This window comes from Propionibacterium australiense (assembly GCF_003666605.1).
In the GTDB taxonomy this organism is placed as follows: domain Bacteria; phylum Actinomycetota; class Actinomycetes; order Propionibacteriales; family Propionibacteriaceae; genus Propionibacterium; species Propionibacterium australiense.
On the sequence record NZ_RCIV01000002.1, the window covers coordinates 410,607 to 426,379 of the forward strand.

Consider the following 15,773-nt stretch of genomic DNA (forward strand, 5'->3'; position numbering starts at 1 on the left):
TCTGCACCGTGCTGTACGGCCGATACCGGTCGGTCGGGCCGGGACTCACTCGCGCGGGTCGGCGAGGAAGAAGGCATCGTCGGGCACCCGGCCGCCGATGATCTCGGAGTTCACCGTGGACAGGCGCTCGTAGAAGTCGGTCAGCTCGTCCTGGCACTGGACCGCCGGCACCATCTCCAGTTGCAGGCGCGGGATGACCTGCTTGACGATGGCGGCGTCGACCTGCGTTGACTCGTTGATCCTGGCACAGATCGCGTCGTCGGCGGCATTGACCGTTTCCACGGCCTGTTCCATGTCGTCGAGGATGGCGCCGAGCAGCGCCGGGTTGCTCGACACCGAGTCCGGCACGGCGATGCCGGCCATCGGGAATCGGGCGTCCGAGCCGGTGACCTCGGCCCACACCTGCTGCATGTCGACGACCCGGCCGACCTCGCGGCCCTGCTGCGCCGACTGGGCGGTGGCCACGGTGGCGAGATGCTCCGGAAGCACCGCCCAGTCGAGCTGGCCGGATACGAAGGCGTTGAGAAGTTCCTGCGAGTCGTTGTACTGGGCGACGTCGATGCTCTCGACGTCGATGTCCTTCTGGGCGAGCAGATAGCGGAAGATCAGGTCGGGCGTGTTGCCCGGCATGGGCACGCCGACCCGCTGGCCGGTGAACATGCTGAGGTCGTTGGATCCCTCGTTCTGCTTCGGGCCGAGGACGTAGAGCATGCCCCACACGGTGATCGCCGCGAGCCTGATGTTGGCACCCTTGTTGTAGAGATTGGCGCTCACGTACGAGGGTGTCGCCGCGACATCGGCCTCGCCGTTGAGCAGCAGCGAGGTGAGCACGTCGACGCTGGCCCAGTTGTCGATCGTAACCTCCTGGACGGTGCCCTCGCTGGTGAGCCGGTCGCCGAACGCCGCCATGGGCGCCATGAAGGCCAGTGTCGTCGGCACCCAGACCCGCAGGTTCTCGATCTGGGTGGCCGAGGCCGGCTCCGAGGCGGTGGCGGAATCCGTGCCGCCGCTCTCGCTCGTCGAGCAGCCGGCCAGGCCGAGGGCCGCCGCCGCGGCGCTCCATGCGATGATCTCTCGTCGTGTCGTTTTCATTGGTGCATCTCCTTCGATGGGAACCGGATGAACCGGATGGTGTGGGGCGGTGAGAGGGAGCAGGCGGCCGGCGCGGGCGCAGCGTCACGTTGGGCGCGGTTGACGCGCGAACGCACCGGGGCCAGGACGACCAGCTCGACGAGGAGCGAGAAGGCGGCGAGCACGACCGCCAGCGCGAAGACCTGGTCGGTGTTGATGGCGGTGCGGGCCATTTGCATGCGGGCACCCAGACCGGTCGAGGTGGACAGCAGTTCGGCCATGACGCACACGCGCAGGGACTGGCCCGCGGCGACGGTGACGGCCGAAAGGACCGGTGGGACGACGGCCGGGCCGATGACGTGGCGGCCGCGCCAGGCGGGGCCCCGGTCGAAGGCGTGGGCCATCTCGAGCAGGTCCGGGTCGACCTGGCTGATGGCGTCGCGGGTCGAGGTCGTGATGAGCGGCACAGAGACGAGGACGACGACCAGTAGGACGACGCCCGCTGTCGGGCCGAGGGCGAGCATGCCGATGACGACGATGACGATGGGCGGCACCGCCATGAGCAGGGACAGCCACGAACGGGTGAAGGCGTCGAAGACCTGGCTGGCCGCACTGAGCGAGCCCCAGCCGATCCCGATGAAGCAGGCCAGGCCCAGCCCCAGGAGCGCGCGCCACAGTGTGACGCCCAGCGGCCCCCACAGGGTGCCGGTGCCGGCCATGGTCACCAGCGCGCGCCAGGTGTCGGCCGGGCTCGGCAGAACATAGGCGGGCTGGTGCCCCGAGGCCCAAGCCCACAGTCCGAACAGACAGCAAAGACCTGCGAAACCGGCACCCAAGCGGGCGAGTGGGTTCAGGCGCTTTCGTCTCATGCGACCATCCAGCCCCCGTTCTTCCCGGTCAGGTGCAGTCGCAGGCTCGAGACCGTCTCGGCCTCGAAGGGGTCGTGCGTCACCCAGACGGCCGCGATGTGCTCGGCGGTGATGATCCCGGTCAGCTGGCTGCGCAGGTCCGCGGCCAGGTTCTTGTCGAGGGCCGAGAAGGGCTCATCGACGAGCAGCAGTTCCGGGGCACTCACCATGGCACGGGCGATGGCCACGCGCTGGCGCATGCCACCCGACAGCTGCTGCGGGTACAGGCCCTTCGCGTCAGCGAGCCCGACACGGTCGAGCCACTCGCCGGCCCGGTCCGCGGCGTGGTCCTGGTCGGCGGCCATGAGGGCGACGTTCCGGTGCGCGGTGTACCAGGGCAGCAGGCGGGGCTCCTGGAAGACATAGCCGAGCCTACCGGCCCGCTCGACGGTGCCTCCGGTGATCACCTCAGCGGCCGTCCCGGCGATGGCTCGCAGCAGGGTTGTCTTGCCGGTACCCGAGACGCCGGAGACGGCGAGCACCTGGTCTGGCCGTAGTTCCAAAGACAGTCCGCGCACCAGCGTCAGCCCCCGCCGAGACAGGCTCAGTTCACTCACCCGAAGGGGGCAGGCACCCGTGGCGGTACCGTTCACGCGCCCATTTGGCCGAGGATTCACAAAGGTTAGGCTAATGGAAGGTAAAGTCGTCGCTCAAGCATTTCTCCTATATGAGCCTTGCATTATTCTCAGGTGCTGTGCGGGCCGCTCGAGGCCGGGCACCGGCACTGCGTACCCTTGAGCCCATGAGTTCACCGGCCACCAGCGACGTGACGACCGCCCCCTACGGATCGTGGGCCTCCCCCATCGGCCTGGACGACGTCCTGGCCGCCGGTGTCACGCTACGCGAGCTCGGCAGCGACGGCCGCCGGGCCTACTGGCTGGAGTCCCGCCCCGGCGAGGACTCCCGCATGACCCTGCTGCGCCGCGACCAGGACACGCCGACCGAGTTGACGCCGGCACCGGCGGACGTCCGGGCACGGGTCAACGAGTACGGCGGCGGGTCCTGGGCCGTCGGCGACGGCGTCGTCGTATGGGCCGATGCGACGACGGGGCAGGTGTTCGGCCTCGCCGAGGGCCACGATCCCGCACCGCTGACCCCGGCCGGCTCCCCCATGCGGTTCGCCGCCTTCGCGCCCTGCGCGGCCTTCGGTGCGGTCCTGGCGGTCCGCGAGGACCACACCGACCCCGGGAACGTCGTCACCTGCCTCGTCGCCCTGCCCTGGCCGGGCCAGCGGCCCGGCACGGGTGCGGTCCTGGCCTCAGGCCATGACTTCTACGCCGACCCCGCCGTTCGCCCCGACGGCCGCTGCGCCTGGATCTGCTGGGACCAGCCCGCCATGCCGTGGGACGCCACCCGGCTGGTCGTCGCCCGCCTCGACGACGAGGACGGGCTGCGTCTGGTCGACGAGCAGGTGCTCGTCGACGGGTTCTCGGCGGACCCGGCCCGGGGCACCGCGGTGCAGCACCCGGCCTGGGCGCCCGACGGCTCGCTGCTGTTCATGAGCGATACGGGCGGCTACTGGAACCTGCACCGCTGGGCAGAGGACGAGCACGGCGCACCGCGGCCGGTGTTCACCGAGGCCCACGACGCCGACCTGCCCGTCTGGCAACTGGCGCGCCGCGCCTACACGGTGCGTGACGGGCAGGCCTGGTTCGCGCTCTACGTCGACGGCGCCGCCCAGCTCGCCCGCTGCCCGCTGGGCGGCGGCCCGGTCGAACGGCTCGCCGCGGTGGCCGATCTCGAGCAGATCACGACTACCGACGAGGGGGTGCTCGCACTCGTCCACCGGGTCGACGCGCCGCCGGCCATCGTCGACCTGACCGACGGCCTGAGAGTCGTCCACTGCCCCAATGCCACGCCTGATCCGGCGCTGACCAGCGTGGGCGTGTCCCACGTCGTCGAGGAGAACCGCCACGGCCGTTTCCAGTGCATCTACTGGGCGCCGCACAACCCTGCCTGGCGGGCCCCGGCCGGCACGATGCCGCCACTCATCATCACCGTGCACGGCGGCCCGACGGGAATGGCGGTCAACGACTACTCGGTCGCCACGCAGTTCTGGACCAGCCGTGGCTTCGCCGTCATGGCGGTCAACTACTCCGGCTCGGCCGGTTTCGGACGCGCCTTCCGGGAACGACTGCGCGGCCAGTGGGGCATCGCCGACGTGGACGACTGCATCGACGCGGCCCGGTACGCCATGAGCGCCGGTCTGGCGGACATGGAGCAGGTCGTCATCACCGGTGGCAGCGCCGGCGGTTTCACCGTGCTGCGAGCCCTCGAGCGCTCGGCCATGTTCTCCGCGGGCGTCTCACGCTACGGCGTGGCCGATCTTGTCGCGCTGCAGGCCGACACCCACAAGTTCGAGGCCCGCTACAACGACGGGCTCCTCGGCCCGTGGCCCCAGCAGCGCGCCCTCTACGAGGAACGCTCCCCCATCAATCACCTCGACGAGCTCGACACGCCGATGCTCATCTTCCAGGGCACCGACGACCCGATCGTCCCGCCGAACCAGTCACGGGCGCTGGCCGACGCGATCGGTTCGCGGGGGCTGCCGGTGGCGCTCGTGAGCTTCGAGGGCGAGGGTCACGGTTTCCGCCTGCCGGCCACGAATCGCCGTGTCCTGGAGTGCCAGCTGAGCTTCTACGCCCAGCTGTTCGACTTCGAGCCCGCCGACGACATCGAGACGCTGCGGATCGAGAATCTCGACACCTGGTGAGCGTGCCGGATCAGCGCTCGGGCCGCGGCCCGAACAGGGCGGTCCCGATGCGTACCGTCGTGGCGCCGTGGGCGATGGCCAGCGGGAAGTCACCACTCATGCCCATCGACAACTCGCACCAGGTCGAGCCCAGCACCGCCTGCCCGCGCAGCCGGTCGCGCAGTTCGACGAGAGCGTCGAAGCAGGCCGCGACGCGCTGCTCGTCGGAGCTGTTCACCGCCACTGTCATGAGGCCCTTCACGTCGAGGGTCTCGTAGTCGGCCAGCGCCTCGCAGAAACCGAACGCCTCGTCGAGCCCGACACCGTGCTTGGCCGGTTCGCCGGAGGTGTTGACCTCGACGAGCACGTCGAGGGTGCGGCCCAGCTCGGTGAGCCTGCGGTCGAGCCTGGCGGCCAGCCTGAGGGAGTCGAGCGCCTGGAACTCGCTGATGTGCGGCACCACGGCATTGACCTTGTTGGTCTGCAGGTGGCCGATGAGGGCGAAGTCGATGCCCTCCTCCGGCTCGAGCTGCCCGGTCTTGGCGACGATCTCCTGCACGTGGTTCTCGCCATAGGCCCGGCGCCCGGTGTCCCCGCTCACCTCGGCCAGCGCGGCGTGGACGGCGCGGATCTGCTCGACGGTGTGCAGCTTGCTGACCGGCATGAGGCGCACCTCGTCGCGGTCGCGCCCGGCTGCATCGCAGGCCGCCCCGAGCCGATCCCAGACCCGGCGCACGCGCTCACGGACCGCTCCCTCGACCTCTGTCACCGAACTCACCCCCGTCACATCATCATGGCCACCGTGCAGCCAAGGATATGACCCCCGCCGAGGTGAGCACGGCGAAGATCAGCGCGATGCCGGCGAAACGCGCCGTGATCTCGTGGTACTCCTCCACGTAGCCGATCTGGTGCGAAATGGTCTCGTACACGGCCTGCAGGCTGCTCAGCGAGTCGGCCGAGTACTTCTTGCCGCCGGAGGCCTTGGCCACCCCGGACAGCTCGGCGTGGTCGACGGCCACCGACTGGCGCTTGCCGTTCTCGTACACGTAGCCGCCCGAGGTGCCGTAGGCGATCGTGTAGACCGGCACGCCCTGGTCCTTCGCCTCGGCGGCGGCCTCCGTGGAGGAACGGCCCATGTTCGTGGCGCCGTCCGAGAGCAGGACGATCGCACCGGGTGCCGTCTCGTCCGGGTCCTGTGGGTCCTTGGGCGCCAGCTTGAGGGCGTCGAGCGCCGTGTAGATGCTCTCGCCGATGGCCGTCGAGGGTGCCAGCTCGAGGGCGTCGATGGCGTTGGCGAGCGCCGAACGGTCGGTCGTGGGCGGCATCTTGATGTCGGCGGTCGCCGCGAAGGAGACGAGCGCCACGTTGAAGCTCTCGGGCAGCGAGTCGACGAACTCCTTGGCTCCCTCCTTGGCCGCGTCGAGTCTCGTCGGGCTCACGTCGGTGGCCATCATCGAGCGCGACACGTCGATCACGACGACGACGGTGGCGCGGTCGCGCGGCACCCGCGTCATGGCCTGGGGCTGGGCATAGGCGATGACGAGCATCACGAGCGACACGATCGCCGCGCCGACGGCGACGTGTCGTTTGATCTTGGTGTCCTTCGGCAGGATCGCGGACAGCAGGCTGTTCGATGCCTCGCCCGAGCTGCGGCGGATCAGCAGCAGCAGGTAGAGCCCGACCACGATAGCGGGCACGACGAGCCACCACAGCCGCTGGGGGCTCATGAAACCGAGCATCGCGACCATCACGACCACCTCACTGCCATGCCCACGGCGCCGAAGGCCGCGACGACACCGAACATGAGCGAGACGAGCACCCACCGGGCGGTCACCTCGGTCTTCTGCATCTCGTAGCCCATGTCGGTGCTGAGCTCCTTGTAGACGTCGTTGAGCTCGTTCGCGCTGGAGGCGTCCAGTGCCTTGCCGCCGGTGGTGGAGGCGATCTGTGCCAGCAGATTCGTGTCCGGCGCCACGTTGTACCGTTCGCCGTCGAGATCGACGTAGCCGTTCTGGGTGCCGAAGGCGATCGTGTAGATCGGAACGGAGGCGTCGGCGGCCTGCCGCGCCGCGGCCATCGGATCACCGCCGGAGGTCTCCGAGCCGTCCGAGAGCAGCACCATGAGGCCCGGCGCCTGGCTGCCGTCGTCGCCGGCCGGGGCCTGCTTGAGTGCGGCCAGCCCGTCGGTGATCGAGTCCGCGATGGCGGTGCCGTCCTGGAGCGTCAGCGACTCGATCGCCTGGATGAGCACCCCCCTGTCGACGGTCGGCGGCACGAGCGTGTTCGGGTGCCCCGACAGGGTCACGAGGGAGACGTTGTAGGCGGCCGGCAGGCTCGTGACGAAACTCACCGCAGAGCTCTTCTCCGCCTCGAATCTGCTCGGGGAGACGTCGGCGGCCATCATCGACTGGGAGACGTCGAGCACCAGCACGATGGTCGCCCGCTCACGGGGCACCCGGGTGTCCCCGACGGGCGTGGCCCAGGCACCGGTGATCGTCGCCAGCGAGCAGAGTGTCAGGGCCACGCAGACGTGCCGGTGCCACTGGCGCTGGGGCGGCACGACGGCGCCGACGACGCCGGTGTTGGTGTACCGGATGCCCCGGCTCTTCCCGAACTGCAGGACGATGATGTAGGCGATGAGGAGCGCCGGGACGATGAGCAGCGCCCACAGCCGGTCCGGCTGGGCGAAGTCCCACAGCAGCACGTGCGTGGTCGTCACGATGCGCCCCCTGCCCGCTGCGGCTGCGAGATGACGGCGGCGGTCCGGCGGTAGGTGAGGACGAAGCGGGCGATGTCGGAGACCCAGTCCCGATCGGTGCGCAGTACGACGTGCCCGGCGCCGGCGCGACGGATCGCGGCGGCGGTGCGCTCACGCTGGGCCCTCGTCGCCGCGTTGACCGCCTGCCGGGCCTTGGCGTCGCCCGTGTTGATGAAACGTGAGAAGTCCGACTCCGGGTCGCTGACGAGCACCTCGCCGATGTTCGGGAAGTCGACCTCGGCCGCGTCGATGACCTCGACGCAGATGACCTGGTTGCGCACGCCGAGGCGCCGCAGCGGACGTTCCCAGGCGGGCGGTCGGGTGATGCTGATCTCCGAGTCCCCGGCGGTGAGGAAGTCCGAGACGACGACGCGCAGGCCGCGGCGCTGCTGGGTGCGGACCATGGCCTCAATGCCCTCGGCCAGGTCGTACTCCCCCTTGGGGCGGTCCGTCTCGATCGGGTCCTCGAGCATCTTCCTGAGCAGCGCGTAGAGGGCGTTGCGCCCCGAGCGGGCCGGCATGCGGATCACGCCGTCGCGGTGGAGCATCATGCCGCCGAACCGGTCACCCATCTTCTGCGAGACGAAACCGAAGGTGGCCACCGCGGCAATGCCCAGGTCGCGCTTGGTGACGGCCCCGGTGCCCCAGTTCATCGAGGGAGTGGCGTCGAGCAGGGCCCAGACCTCGAGTTCGCGGTCGGCGATGGTGTCGCGCACGTGCGGCACGGTGGTGCGCGCGGTGACCGCCCAGTCCATGCGGCGCACATCGTCCTGGCCGGGGACGTACTGGCGGGCGTCGTTGAGGTCCGAACCGGGCCCGGGCATCAGCCCCAGGTGGTCGCCCTGCAGATAGCCGTCGAGCCGGCGGACGATCGTCAGTTCCAGGCGCCGCAGCGCGGCCTCGGGCGCCAGGTGCCGCAGCGACAGGGTCGGGCCGATGGGTTCCTTGACGACCGAGAGCACGGCCGCCGCCTGCCGGGAGGGCGCCGGGGAGCCCGGCTGCGGCGGCAGGAACTGAGGTGCGGTTGAGGCCACTGCTCAGCGGCCTCCCGGGACAGCGGCCTGCTTGTTGTTCCAGACCGGGGTGGGTGCGGGCACCATCGCGAGGATGCGTTCGACGACCTGTCCTGCGCTGACGTTGTCGGCGATGGCGTCGAAGCTCAGCACGATGCGGTGGGACATGACATCGGGGGCGATCGCCTGGACGTCGGTGGGCAGCACGTAGTCGCGGCCGTGGATGAGCGCAACGGCCCGGGCGGCCGAGACCAGGCCCAGGGTGGCTCGCGAGGAGCAGCCGATGGAGATGACCTGGGTGAGGTCGGGCATGTTGAAGTCGGCCGGGTTCCGGGTGGCCAGGACCAGGCGGACGATGTACTCGGCCACGAGGTTGTGGACGAAGACGTTCGACGCCTGGTTCTGCAGCGACTTGGTCAGTTCGGGGTTGAGGATCCGGGTGGCGACAGGGGCCTTGACCGACATGCGGCGCAGGATCTCGAGTTCCTCGTTGCCCTTGGGGTACGGCACATCGACCTTGAGCAGGAAACGGTCGCGCTGGGCCTCGGGCAGCGGGTAGACGCCCTCGGACTCGACCGGGTTCTGCGTGGCGATGACGATGAAGGGATCCTTCATCGGATAGGTCGTCCCGGCGATCGAGACCTGCTTCTCGGCCATGAGCTCGAGCATGGCGGCCTGCACCTTGGCGGGTGCCCGGTTGATCTCGTCGGCGAGGACGAAGTTGGTGAAGACCGGGCCGAGTTCGACGTCGAAGATCTCCCTGCTGGCCTGGTAGACGCGCGTGCCGACGATGTCGGAGGGCACCAGGTCGGGGGTGAACTGCACGCGGGAGAAGGTGCCGCCGACGACGGTGGCGAAGGTCCGCACGGCCAGCGTCTTGGCGGTGCCGGGCACGCCTTCGAGCAGGATGTGGCCCTTGGCGAGCAGGCCGACCATGAGCTGTTCGACCATGTGCTCCTGGCCGACGATCACCTGCTGGACCTGGCTGATGGCTCTGCCCAGAAGCGTCGCCGTCTCCTCGGCGCTCGAGGGGGCCTGGGTCTGTTCACTCACGCGTCGTCTCCTGCACAGCTCGATACGGGGTGCGGTGCACCTCAGGGCGTCGGGGGCCACCTTACCCCCGGCCGCGCAGCCGTCCCGGTTCTCCGTGGCCAGCACGTCCCGTACTGTCCCCGGAAACGGACGGTACGCCGAGGGATCGCCGGCCGCCCGGTGCGGCACCATTGCTTCGATGCTCGGCCGTTTTGTGGTGAGATGGTGCGCGATGTCCGAAGACCAGCCAGCGCAGGGTCAGCCCGTGGGCGCGCAGCCGGCCGCGGCGCCGCTGAGCGTCGAGGCCTTCCCCCTGCTGCCCACCGATCCTCCGAAGATCGGTGATTTCTGGATCGACGCGCGGCTGACCGCCACCGAGGCCGGCGTCGCCTATCTTGCGCACTCCGACGCCGAACACCAGGTGATGCTCATCATCCTCGCCGCCGGAGCCGCCGGCGACGCGGCGGCTCGCGATCGGCTGGCCGGCGAGGTCAACAAGATGAGTGCCGACACCGTCGTCGCTCGCGGGGGCCAGGACCAGGACGAGGGTCGTCTCGGCCACCTGTTCCGCAGCGAGGACGACGACCCGGTGGGGCCCGACCACGCACCGCTTGCCCCCTGGGTGGCGCTCGTGTGGGACGGATCGACGCACGCCCTGGCCGAGGCCGACCGGCTGCTGCGCAGCGTCGACCTGTCGGCCAGCCCGCAGCTCGGCCCCAGCCGCGGCCCCGGCTTCTCCATCCCCTGGTCCTCCGACACCCGCCCCGGTGCCTGGCGGTTGTGGCCGCTGCCCTGGCCGGGGCGGCGTGACCGCGCCGGCTGGGTGCCGGTGCTGGCCAGCTGGCTGCTCATGCTGCTCCTGGCTTCGACCGCCCTGCTCATCACGGTGCTGCTGTTCCAGAACCAGCCACCGGAGTCCCCGCAGGCCCCGGTCACCGGTTCGGCCAGCTCCTCCTCCGAGTCGAGCGAGTCGTCGGGCTCGGGCTCGCCGAGCGAGTCCGACGAGTCGAGTCCCGGTTCACCGAGCGAGTCCGACGAGTCGAGTTCCGGCTCGCCGAGCGAGTCCGACTCGTCCGCGAGCGGAGGAAGCTCCGACACCCCTGGCAATGACGGCTCGCCGACGAAGACCCCGTCGATGAACGTCTCCGGCTCGGGTACGGCCACGGCGACCGACGAGCCGACCCAGCAGCAGACGAGACTGTAGTCATGACCGAGCGTTCCCTGCAGACCGGCGGTGAGCGGCCGATCCGTGCGATCGCCACCGACCTGGACGGCACCTTCCTCAAGAGCGCGAGCGAGCTGCACCCGCGCAGCGTCGAGGCGTTCCGCCGTGCCGCGCGAGCCGGCGTCGGCATCGTCTTCGCCACCGGCCGCCCGCCCCGCTGGGTCGGCGTCCTCGACCCGCTGGCGAACATCGAGCCGGTGGTCATCTCGACCAATGGCGCCGTCCTCTACGACCTGGCCCGCCGCCAGGTACTCGACCACCACGACCTCGACGTCACCGACACCCTCGACTTCGCCGCGGAGCTGGCGGACCGGATACCCGACGTCTGTTTCGCCGTCGAGTACGTGCACGCCGAGTGGGGCACCGACCCGCGCTACGAGACCCTGCTGGCCGAGGGCCGGGTCCGTCCGGCGAGCATCGCCCCGCTGGACGAGCTGCTCGGGATCGACGCAGCGGTGAAGGTGCTCGTCATCTCGCCCGGCACCGACACCGAGGCCCTGGCCGCCGCCGCCCAGGACATCGCCGGTGACCGCATCACCGTGACCTTCTCGATGATGCGCGAGCAGGGACTCATCGAGTGCAGCGCTCCGGGGGTCAGCAAGGCCGCGATGCTCACCGAGGTGCTGGCGCGCATGGGCGTGGATCCGGCCGAGGCGATGGCCTTCGGTGACATGCCGAACGACACGGACATGCTCGACATGGTCGGACACCCCTATGTCATGGCGAACGCCCACCTGAGCCTGCGGGACGGGCGCTACCCGATCGCAGGGGAGAACACCGAGGGCGCGGTCGGCGCGGTCGTCGAACGCGAGGTGCTCGACCTGCTCTGAGTCACCGGACGCCCGGCCGGTCCCGCCGTGGGTCCGGCCACGGCGGCCGTCAGATCCTCGCCCGGGGCACGATCATCGGCGTACCGGTCACCGGGTCGTCGATGACGAGCACGTCCAGACCGAAGACGTCCGCGACGGTCTGCGGCGTGACGACCTCGGCCGGGGCGCCCCGGGCGATGACGGCGCCGTCCCGCATCGCCACCAGGTGCGTCGCGTAGCGGGCGGCCTGGTTGAGGTCGTGGAGCACGGCCACCATCGTCCGGCCCTGCCTGTTGAGTTCGGCGAAGAGTTCGAGCAGGTCGATCTGGTGGGCGATGTCGAGGTAGGTGGTGGGTTCGTCCAGGAGCAGCATGGGTGTCTCCTGGGCGAGGGCCATGGCCACCCAGACGCGTTGACGCTGGCCGCCGGACAGCTCTGCGACGACGCGGTCGCCCAGTTCCGTGGTGCCGGTGGCCCGCATCGCCTCCTCGACCGCGGCCCGGTCCGCGGCCCGGGTGTCGCGCAGCAGCTGGCGGTGCGGGAACCGTCCCCGGGCCACCAGCTCGGTGACGGTGATGCCGTCGGGCGTGGTGGCCCCCTGCGGCAGCAGGCCGATGGCCTGGGCGGCTGTCTTGGGCGCGATGCGGCGCAGCGAGCGCCCGTCCAGCAGAACGGCGCCGCCGACCGGTACGAGTAGGCGGGCCAGCGCGCGCAGCAACGTCGACTTGCCGCAGCCGTTGGGCCCCACGATGACGGTGAACGAGCCGTCCGGGACGTCCAGGCTCAGTCCGCGGCAGATCTCGTGTCTGTCGTAGGCGAGCGTCAGGTTCTGGGCGCGGAGCCGGGAACCGTCCGCGGGCCCCTCTGCTACGTGTTCCGGGCCGTGAGCATCCACAGCAGGTATCCCCCTCCGAAGACGATGGTGACGACTCCGGCAGGAAGCACTGCCGGTAGCGCGTACTGGGCGGCGAGGTCGGCGGTGAGCAGGATGACGGAGCCGACGAGCGCCGTGTCGGCCAGTGGCGGACCGGCCCCGGCGCGCAGGGCACGGGCGATCTGCGGGCTGACGAGCGCCACGAAACCGATCGGCCCGCACACGGCGGTGACGGCGGCGACGAGGACCATGCCGACGACGATGAGGGCGAGCCGGGTGGCCTCCAGCCGCACGCCGTGGGACGCCGCCGCGTCGTCGCCGAGCTCGAGCTGGCGCATATGGGGTGTGAGCGCGCCGAGGGCGGCCAGGCCGGCCAGCAGCACGAGCACTGCCGGAAGAACCGTGCTCCATTTCACGAGTTCGAGCGAGCCGGCGCCCCACATCGACAGCGTCATGGCCAGCTCGGTCCTGGTGCGCAGCAGGAGCCAGCTGTTGAAGGCGGTCAGCATGGCGGTGACGCCGACGCCGACGATGATGAGCCGGAAGCCCTGGATGCCGCGCCGGTAGGCGAGCAGGTAGACGCCGAGGGCCGTCACGATCCCGCCCGTGAGCGCCCCGGCGGTCGTCGCTCCGGCCCGGGCGCCGAGCACCGTGACGGCGACGATGACGCCCGTGTAGGAGCCGGTGGTGAATCCGATGACGTCGGGCGAGCCGAGCGGGTTGTCGGTGAGCGACTGGAAGATGGCGCCGGACAGCGCGAGCGCCGCGCCGAAGCAGATCGCCGCCACGACGCGCGGGGCACGCCAGTCGCGCACGATCGTCCCGGCGAAGCCGTCGCCGGTGACCAGGGCACGCACGACCTGCAGCGGGCTCAGCGGGTAGTCGCCGAGCGAGAGGGCGAGCATCCCGAGCACGACGACCACGACGAGCAGGCCGGCGAGCACGCCGGCCCCGCGGGCGGACCGGACGCTCACAGCGCCACCGTCCTCGAGCGGCGCACCAGCCAGATGAGCACGGGCGCCCCGATGAACGAGGTGGTGATCCCCACCGGCATCTCGCCGGGCCAGACCGCCACGCGCGCGACGACGTCGGCGGCGAGCATGAGCACCGGCCCGTGGACGATGCCGTAGGCGACGATCCAGCGGTAGTCGGGTCCGGTGAACCAGCGCACGACGTGCGGCACCATGAGGCCGACGAACATGATGGGCCCTGCCATGGCTGCTGCCCCGCCGGCGAGCGCCGCGATGGTGACGACGCTGGCGGCGCGGACGAGCACGAGATTGGCTCCGAGCGCGGTGGCGAGGTCGTCGCCCAGGGCCAGCGCGTTGAGCTGGCCCGACAGTGCGCAGGCCACGGCCAGTCCGGCGGCGACCACCGGGGCGCAGGCCGCGACGACGTCCATGCCGCGCTGCTGGAACGAGCCGGACTCCCAGGCGAGCATGGCGCTGAAGCCGGCCGGGTCGAGCAGCTCGAGCGCCTTGACGACACCGGACCAGATGGCGCCGAAGGCCACCCCGACGAGGGTGAGGCGTGCGGGATCGGATGTGGATCCGGTGCCGTGGCCGATGAGCAGGACGATGCCGGTGGCGGCGAGAGCGCCGACGGCAGCGAAGATCACCTGACCCGCCGGGGAGCTCACCTGGCCGAGCGAGATGGCCAGTGCGACGGCGAACGAGGAGCCGGCGTTGATGCCGAGCACGCCGGGCTCGGCGACGGGGTTGCGGGTGACGGCCTGGATGAGGGCGCCTGCGACCCCCAGGCCGGCGCCGACGAGCAGCCCGAGCAGGGTGCGCACGAATCGCAGTCCGGCGATGTTCACCACCTCGGGCGCCGGCGCCGTACCGGGTTCCCGTCCCAGATAGGCGGACAGTCCCGCGCCGATGTCGCCGGGGGAGATCGGCTGCGAGCCGACGAGGAGACTGGCCAGGACCATCGCCGCGAGGCCGGCAAGACCCACCACGAGACCGGCAACCCTGCGTGCAGGGACGCTCGTCGGGAACGTCGCAGAGGGGGCGCGGCGCTGCCTCGTCTCCACCCGGCCCCTCCTCTCCTGTCGTGACGCCCCGCCATGGTGCGCGCGCAGCCCGGGCTCATCCGTCCCTGCACCATCAATAAAGGCGAGCCTTGGCTTCATTCTCAGCTATTGTGCATCATGATCGACGAGTTGAGCGGGCTCACGAGGGCGCCCGGCCGCGCGCCGGGCGCGCTGCGTGAGCGCCATGACTCCACGGGATGCCGAATCCTACGAACGAAGGAACCCACATGAAGCGCTTCCGCGTCCTCGCCGCGGCGATGGCCCTGCTGACAGGCGTCCTCACCGCCTGCAGCGGCACGTCGTCCTCCGACTCCCAGTCCTCCGGCCAGTCATCGGCCGGCTCCTTCCCCGCGACCGTCCAGACCTATTTCGGCGATGTGACGGTGGAGTCAGCCCCGCAACGCATCGTCGCCCTCGGCTGGGGCGACGCTGAGACGGTCCTGTCCCTCGGGTACGAGCCGGTCGGCGCCTCCGACTGGCTCGCCTTCGGCGGTGACGGCGTCGGACCCTGGGCCGCCGGCCAGTACACGACCAGCCCCACGATCCTGGGCACCACGGAGCTGTCCTACGAGCAGGTGGCCGCTCTCGAGCCCGATCTCATCCTGGACGTCAAGAGCGCCGGCGACCAGGACCGCTACGACCGGCTCTCTCAGATCGCCACCACCGTCGGCGTCCCCGACGCCGACTCGCTCAACTACCTGACGAGCACCGAGAAGCAGCTGTCGACCATCGCGGCGGCACTCGGCGTGCCGGAGAAGGGCCAGCAGCTGCAGTCCGAACTCGACCAGGCCATCAGTGACGCCGCCGACTCCGGCTGGCAGGGCCGGACCGTGTCGGTGGCCGCCCTCACCAGCACCGGCTGGGGCGCCTACGTCGACGGCGACACCCGCCTGGAGCTGCTCAAACAGCTCGGTTTCACCCAGAATCCGGACATCGCCGCGCTGCCCACCGCCAGCACCGGTTTCTCGGTGGACCTGTCGACAGAACAGCTGAGCGCCCTGGACGCCGACCTGATCGTCGCCTTCCCGATCTACGTCGAGACCAGCCGGCTCACCGGCGACGCCGCGTGGCAGGCGATCCCGGCCGTGCAGGCCGGTCACGCCGTGGTCGTCGACGGCGACCTGTCGAACGCCTTCTCGCTCGGCACGGTCGGCTCGATCCAGTACGCCCTGCAGAACCTGACCCCGAGGATCAGCGAGGCGCTCGCCGCCTGACCGGGCCACGACGAGGGCTCCCGCGCACACCCGTGCACGGGAGCCCTGTTGCTTCGCGGAGGCCCCTCGGCAGCTGGACCCCGCTCATCTCGCCGGTGCGCGGAAGCCTTGTCGTAGGCGGCCAGGAGGGATGGGATGGCCC

The 15,773-nt window shown here is 70.6% G+C and carries 15 protein-coding genes; 4 read left to right on the forward strand and 11 right to left on the reverse strand.

Annotated features, from left to right (window positions below; genetic code table 11):
* Nucleotides 1-45 precede the first annotated feature (45 nt).
* From D9T14_RS03880 to D9T14_RS03890, 3 genes are read right to left on the reverse strand one after another with little or no spacing between them, the layout of a single operon-like run.
* Nucleotides 46-1,092 (reverse strand): ABC transporter substrate-binding protein, encoded by a 1,047-nt coding sequence (locus D9T14_RS03880; RefSeq protein ID WP_119160825.1) that lies wholly within the window; start codon nt 1,090-1,092, stop codon nt 46-48.
* Nucleotides 1,089-1,940, reverse strand: coding sequence for an ABC transporter permease (locus tag D9T14_RS03885; RefSeq protein WP_119160826.1), 852 nt, complete (start codon nt 1,938-1,940; stop codon nt 1,089-1,091). Before D9T14_RS03885 ends, D9T14_RS03880 begins: the two co-directional genes overlap by 4 nt.
* Nucleotides 1,937-2,536 (reverse strand): ATP-binding cassette domain-containing protein, encoded by a 600-nt coding sequence (locus D9T14_RS03890; protein WP_197720661.1) that lies wholly within the window; start codon nt 2,534-2,536, stop codon nt 1,937-1,939. Before D9T14_RS03890 ends, D9T14_RS03885 begins: the two co-directional genes overlap by 4 nt.
* 185 nt (nt 2,537-2,721) lie before the next feature.
* Here D9T14_RS03890 and D9T14_RS03895 point away from each other — a divergent pair, with 185 nt between their 5' ends.
* Entirely contained in the window at nt 2,722-4,692 is a 1,971-nt protein-coding gene (locus D9T14_RS03895; RefSeq protein WP_170175683.1) for a S9 family peptidase, read from the forward strand.
* 10 nt (nt 4,693-4,702) lie between these two features.
* Here D9T14_RS03895 and D9T14_RS03900 read toward each other — a convergent pair whose 3' ends face one another.
* Genes D9T14_RS03900 through D9T14_RS03920 form a run of 5 tightly spaced genes read right to left on the reverse strand, consistent with a single transcriptional unit; the run spans nt 4,703 to nt 9,495 of the window.
* Entirely contained in the window at nt 4,703-5,449 is a 747-nt protein-coding gene (locus D9T14_RS03900) for a YggS family pyridoxal phosphate-dependent enzyme (protein ID WP_232012498.1), read from the reverse strand.
* Between the two features lie 13 nt (nt 5,450-5,462).
* Entirely contained in the window at nt 5,463-6,419 is a 957-nt protein-coding gene (locus D9T14_RS03905) for a VWA domain-containing protein (protein WP_119160829.1), read from the reverse strand.
* Nucleotides 6,419-7,390, reverse strand: coding sequence for a VWA domain-containing protein (locus tag D9T14_RS03910; RefSeq protein WP_232012497.1), 972 nt, complete (start codon nt 7,388-7,390; stop codon nt 6,419-6,421). Before D9T14_RS03910 ends, D9T14_RS03905 begins: the two co-directional genes overlap by 1 nt.
* On the reverse strand, nt 7,387-8,439 hold the full coding sequence (locus D9T14_RS03915) for a DUF58 domain-containing protein (RefSeq protein ID WP_374955772.1): 1,053 nt from the start codon (nt 8,437-8,439) through the stop codon (nt 7,387-7,389). Before D9T14_RS03915 ends, D9T14_RS03910 begins: the two co-directional genes overlap by 4 nt.
* A gap of 27 nt (nt 8,440-8,466) precedes the next feature.
* Nucleotides 8,467-9,495 carry an AAA family ATPase gene (locus D9T14_RS03920; RefSeq protein ID WP_232012496.1) on the reverse strand — a complete coding sequence of 343 codons (1,029 nt, stop codon included), beginning with the start codon at nt 9,493-9,495 and terminating at the stop codon, nt 8,467-8,469.
* 211 nt (nt 9,496-9,706) lie between these two features.
* On the opposite strand from D9T14_RS03920, the gene D9T14_RS03925 reads away from it, so the two are divergent.
* Entirely contained in the window at nt 9,707-10,678 is a 972-nt protein-coding gene (locus D9T14_RS03925) for a hypothetical protein (protein ID WP_374955768.1), read from the forward strand.
* Between the two features lie 2 nt (nt 10,679-10,680).
* On the forward strand, nt 10,681-11,529 hold the full coding sequence (locus tag D9T14_RS03930; RefSeq protein WP_119160832.1) for an HAD-IIB family hydrolase: 849 nt from the start codon (nt 10,681-10,683) through the stop codon (nt 11,527-11,529).
* Between the two features lie 49 nt (nt 11,530-11,578).
* Here D9T14_RS03930 and D9T14_RS03935 read toward each other — a convergent pair whose 3' ends face one another.
* The 3 genes from D9T14_RS03935 to D9T14_RS03945 are packed head-to-tail and all read right to left on the reverse strand — an operon-like array spanning nt 11,579 to nt 14,417.
* Nucleotides 11,579-12,403 carry an ABC transporter ATP-binding protein gene (locus tag D9T14_RS03935; RefSeq protein WP_197720660.1) on the reverse strand — a complete coding sequence of 275 codons (825 nt, stop codon included), beginning with the start codon at nt 12,401-12,403 and terminating at the stop codon, nt 11,579-11,581.
* Nucleotides 12,376-13,356, reverse strand: coding sequence for a FecCD family ABC transporter permease (locus D9T14_RS03940; RefSeq protein WP_232012495.1), 981 nt, complete (start codon nt 13,354-13,356; stop codon nt 12,376-12,378). Before D9T14_RS03940 ends, D9T14_RS03935 begins: the two co-directional genes overlap by 28 nt.
* Nucleotides 13,353-14,417: a FecCD family ABC transporter permease gene (locus D9T14_RS03945; RefSeq protein WP_197720659.1), complete on the reverse strand. Its 1,065-nt coding sequence runs from the start codon at nt 14,415-14,417 to the stop codon at nt 13,353-13,355. Before D9T14_RS03945 ends, D9T14_RS03940 begins: the two co-directional genes overlap by 4 nt.
* Nucleotides 14,418-14,644: 227 nt before the next feature.
* On the opposite strand from D9T14_RS03945, the gene D9T14_RS03950 reads away from it, so the two are divergent.
* The gene (locus D9T14_RS03950; RefSeq protein WP_119160834.1) at nt 14,645-15,631 is read left to right on the forward strand and encodes an iron-siderophore ABC transporter substrate-binding protein; all 987 of its coding nucleotides are present in this window, start codon (nt 14,645-14,647) and stop codon (nt 15,629-15,631) included.
* Nucleotides 15,632-15,773: the final 142 nt, after the last annotated feature.

What these genes read in the sequence shown, in the direction of transcription:
- D9T14_RS03880 (WP_119160825.1), bottom strand. Translation starts at nt 1,092, where the DNA reads ATGAAAACGACACGACGAGAGATCATCGCATGGAGCGCCGCGGCGGCG.
- D9T14_RS03885 (WP_119160826.1), bottom strand. Translation starts at nt 1,940, where the DNA reads ATGAGACGAAAGCGCCTGAACCCACTCGCCCGCTTGGGTGCCGGTTTC.
- D9T14_RS03895 (WP_170175683.1), top strand. Translation starts at nt 2,722, where the DNA reads ATGAGTTCACCGGCCACCAGCGACGTGACGACCGCCCCCTACGGATCG.
- D9T14_RS03905 (WP_119160829.1), bottom strand. Translation starts at nt 6,419, where the DNA reads ATGGTCGCGATGCTCGGTTTCATGAGCCCCCAGCGGCTGTGGTGGCTC.
- D9T14_RS03925 (WP_374955768.1), top strand. Translation starts at nt 9,707, where the DNA reads ATGTCCGAAGACCAGCCAGCGCAGGGTCAGCCCGTGGGCGCGCAGCCG.
- D9T14_RS03930 (WP_119160832.1), top strand. Translation starts at nt 10,681, where the DNA reads ATGACCGAGCGTTCCCTGCAGACCGGCGGTGAGCGGCCGATCCGTGCG.
- D9T14_RS03950 (WP_119160834.1), top strand. Translation starts at nt 14,645, where the DNA reads ATGAAGCGCTTCCGCGTCCTCGCCGCGGCGATGGCCCTGCTGACAGGC.